Genomic DNA, 3,307 nt, shown 5'->3' on the forward strand with positions numbered 1-3,307 from the left:
GGACTGTTCCAGCTTGAAGGTACGCATAGTCAGATATCACTGTCTGGGTGAATCGAGAATGGCGTCCATATTACCGCCGCAGGCCGCGTGGTTACAGGTGTGTGGAGATGCGAAGCTGAGTTTTAAGTCACGGAATCAGGTTATAGACCGTTAAAACGGAGGGGTTAACAAAAACGTTCAGATTAAGTGACAATATTGTTCAGTGTTTTATTTTTGAATGCCGTGTTTTAAATGAAGATATACTTCGTTGGTTTCGGGCTTTAGGTTAGCTTTTATAGAGGATCAGGCTGGATGTCAGTGAATATATCGATCCAGCCGGTTACTAAATTAGAAACGGCTGCTTCCATTCAGTTAAGTACCAGGCTCAGCGCGATCGACCACATTACCAAAGCGATGGTCAGATCCAGAATGCGCCATGCAATTGGTTTGGCGAACAACGGTGCCAGCCAACGTGCACCAAAGCTAAGTGAGAAGAACCAAATAAAGGATGCGCACACGGCGCCAACGGTAAACCAGATCTGAAGACCTTCTGCCTGCTGACTGCCGATACTGCCCAGCAATACCACCGTATCCAGATACACATGAGGGTTTAGTGCCGTAATCGCCAGGGTGGTGATGACCGCCTGTTTGAGGCTGCTGACGCCGCGATTTTCACCCTTCAGGCTGTTGTCCTCAAAAGCCGAGCGAAACGCATTCAGGCCGTACCAACCGAGAAACAGAGCCCCACCCCATTTGGTTATTTCCAGCAGTACAGGCGACTGGGAAACTAACACGCCCATACCTGCCGCGCCGAGGGTGATACAGATCGCATCAAACAGGCTGCAGATACCGGCAATCGGCCAGTGGTACTGGCGGCGCAGCCCCTGGGTCAGTACAAAGGCATTCTGTGCACCGATGGCGATAATCAATCCGGCACCCGTACCCATTCCTTTAAACAGGGCAATCAGTTGGGCGCTAAGTAGAAAGCTCATACGTGTTCCTGATTTCGTGTTTCATTATTTCGATGGCGCTATTGTTGCGTCAGGAGTAAAGTAAGTAAATCTAATGTTTTTGATGTTTAATAAGAGAGATTAATAATTGCTCGATTTGCGACAGATGGCAGCTCTGGCTGCGATCATTGAGGAACAGAGCTTCGAAAAGGCCGCCCGCAAACTGCACATTACGCAGTCTGCGGTATCCCAGCGCCTGCGACAGCTCGAGGAACGTCTGGGACAGACACTGGTGGTGCGCTCCAACCCGATTCAGGCTACCCGCGCCGGGCAGCAAGCGCTGAAGTACTTCCGCCAGGTTAGCATGTTGCAGAATGAGCTGATGGATGAGTTGTCGCTGGAACAGGAGAGTGGCTTCACCAAGGTGGCAATCGGCGTGAATGCTGACAGTCTGGAAACCTGGTTTCTGGATGCACTGACACCGCTAATGGATGCCCGCAAACTACTGCTGGACCTGAAAGTGGATGATCAGGACCAGACCCACCATCTGCTGCGGACCGGTGAAGTGTTAGGCTGTATCAGTGCCAGTCCCGAAGCGATGCAGGGCTGTAGCTGTATTCCGCTGGGTGTAATGCCTTACCGTTGTTTGGCCAGCCCTGAGTATCTGCAGCGTTACTTCCCGGATGGTGTGACCGCAGAGGGCTTTTCCCGCGCGCCGGTGGCGGAGTTTAACAACAAGGATGAGTTGCAGAACCGCTACCTGGACAAGTTCTTTGGTGTCGCGCCGGGAGACTATCCCCGTCACCGCATCCCGTCCTCTGAAACCTTCTTCGACCTGATTCTGCGCGGCTATGCCTGTGGCATGGTGCCGGATCAGCAGAGCCTGCCGATGATTGATGCTGGTCGGGCGGTGGATATGACCCCGGGGCGTTACCTTGCGATACCGCTCTACTGGCATGTGTGGAATCTGAAGTCAGATCTGGCCAAGGAGTTGACCGATCAGCTGATCAGCGCGGCAGAAGCAAAACTTGATCGTTTCGAGGATCACCCGGAACTGACCCATCCGGGCTGAAGACCACCTGCAACGGGCCGTCCGCTGCAGGTGTCTGGTGTGACTGATGATCAGATATCGGTAAAGATCTTCTCTTCGGTGAGACGGGATTTGGGCAGGCTTGCGTTGAAATCCTGCTCGCTACGATAACCCATCGCCACGATCGCAACGGCGGTCATACCCTGTTCACGCAGGCCCAGTTCTGCATCCAGTAGTTTCGGATCAAATCCTTCAATCGGGCAGCAATCCACTTCCAGCGTAGAAGCACCCAGCAACAGCGTACCCAACGCCAGGTAAACCTGTTTTTCAATCCAGTGCTGGCTGTCTTTCAGATCAAATCGATGCAGGTTGTAGTAGAAGCTGCGCACGCTGTGCTGAGTCTGTTTGGCGTCTTCACTGGCAAAGCGACCATCCGCATCTTCCTGCTCCAGTACATTGCTCAGGTGGGTTTCATCCAGCTCGGTACGGGCGCACAGCACCACCACGTGCGAGGCATTCAGGATTTTAGGCTCGTTGTATGCGTAATTTTTCGCCGTGGCGCTGGCAACACGTTGCTTGCCTTCTTCGGTGCTGGCAACCACGTAATGCCATGGCTGGGAGTTCACGGATGAAGGGCTGAACCGCAGCAGTGTGCGGATCTGGGCGAAGGTTTCTTCGCTGATCTTCAGGGATGGATCAAATGCCTTGGTGGAGTGGCGGTTCTTGGCAAAGTGGGTGATATCCATTGCTACCTTCCTGATTTAACTTAAAAAACTGGGCTTGCCGGATTAGGGCATGCCGAATAGGGAGAGAGCTTACTGATTGTTGAGATAAGGAAAAAGAGGGGAATGAGTGAATCAGTTTAAAAAATTATTTGATAATACCGGGGCGGAGTGCGAGACATAACGATCAGGCGAATGTTCCTTTTGGTGTTATTTCTGTTAGGTTGTATAGAACGTGTACGGATGCAGTTATGGGTTGCATGACCCATATCCGGGTTACCCAACCCTCAAAAGGATGCTGAAAGATGAAGGACACGCCTGCAATCACACCGGCCGAGATGCCAAAGCTTGTGCCGCTCCCCATCCCTACCAAGGGCAAACCTTTCTATAAACGGATCTGGGCCTGGCTCACCAAAGTGCGTGAATGGCAGCTGGTGGAAAGCTGGGCGTATGACCTGCCGGATGGCCGCCGGGTGCTGATTCCCAAAGGTTTTGTGTTCGATGGTGCGTCTATCCCCCGTCTATTGTGGTTTTTCCTATCGCCTACCGGTTTGCTGCTCATCCCCGGTCTGATTCATGATTTTGGCTACCGTTACGATTACATCTGGGTTGTCGGCGAGGACGGC

The 3,307-nt window shown here is 52.5% G+C and carries 4 protein-coding genes; 2 read left to right on the forward strand and 2 right to left on the reverse strand.

The window, feature by feature from the left end:
- Positions 1 to 347: 347 nt before the first annotated feature.
- Positions 348 to 971: a LysE/ArgO family amino acid transporter gene (locus tag ACEQ15_RS16890; RefSeq protein ID WP_370280415.1), complete on the reverse strand. Its 624-nt coding sequence runs from the start codon at positions 969 to 971 to the stop codon at positions 348 to 350.
- 106 nt (positions 972 to 1,077) lie between these two features.
- On the opposite strand from ACEQ15_RS16890, the gene ACEQ15_RS16895 reads away from it, so the two are divergent.
- Positions 1,078 to 2,001, forward strand: coding sequence for a LysR family transcriptional regulator ArgP (locus ACEQ15_RS16895; protein ID WP_370280416.1), 924 nt, complete (start codon positions 1,078 to 1,080; stop codon positions 1,999 to 2,001).
- Positions 2,002 to 2,051: 50 nt separating this feature from the next.
- Here the strand turns inward: ACEQ15_RS16895 and nfsB are convergent, their stop codons facing one another.
- Complete coding sequence (gene nfsB / locus ACEQ15_RS16900) at positions 2,052 to 2,705, reverse strand: oxygen-insensitive NAD(P)H nitroreductase (protein WP_370280417.1); 654 nt, start codon at positions 2,703 to 2,705, stop codon at positions 2,052 to 2,054.
- Positions 2,706 to 2,986: 281 nt separating this feature from the next.
- On the opposite strand from nfsB, the gene ACEQ15_RS16905 reads away from it, so the two are divergent.
- Positions 2,987 to 3,307, forward strand: a 321-nt coding sequence (locus tag ACEQ15_RS16905; protein WP_370280419.1) for a DUF1353 domain-containing protein, incomplete at its 3' end; no start/stop codon positions are given.

The organism is Pontibacterium sp. (assembly GCF_964228735.1).
Lineage (GTDB): Bacteria > Pseudomonadota > Gammaproteobacteria > Pseudomonadales > Balneatricaceae > Pontibacterium.

Bases quoted from the DNA above. Each gene is read 5' to 3' on its own strand.
- ACEQ15_RS16890 (WP_370280415.1), bottom strand. From the start codon at position 971: ATGAGCTTTCTACTTAGCGCCCAACTGATTGCCCTGTTTAAAGGAATG.
- nfsB (WP_370280417.1), bottom strand. From the start codon at position 2,705: ATGGATATCACCCACTTTGCCAAGAACCGCCACTCCACCAAGGCATTT.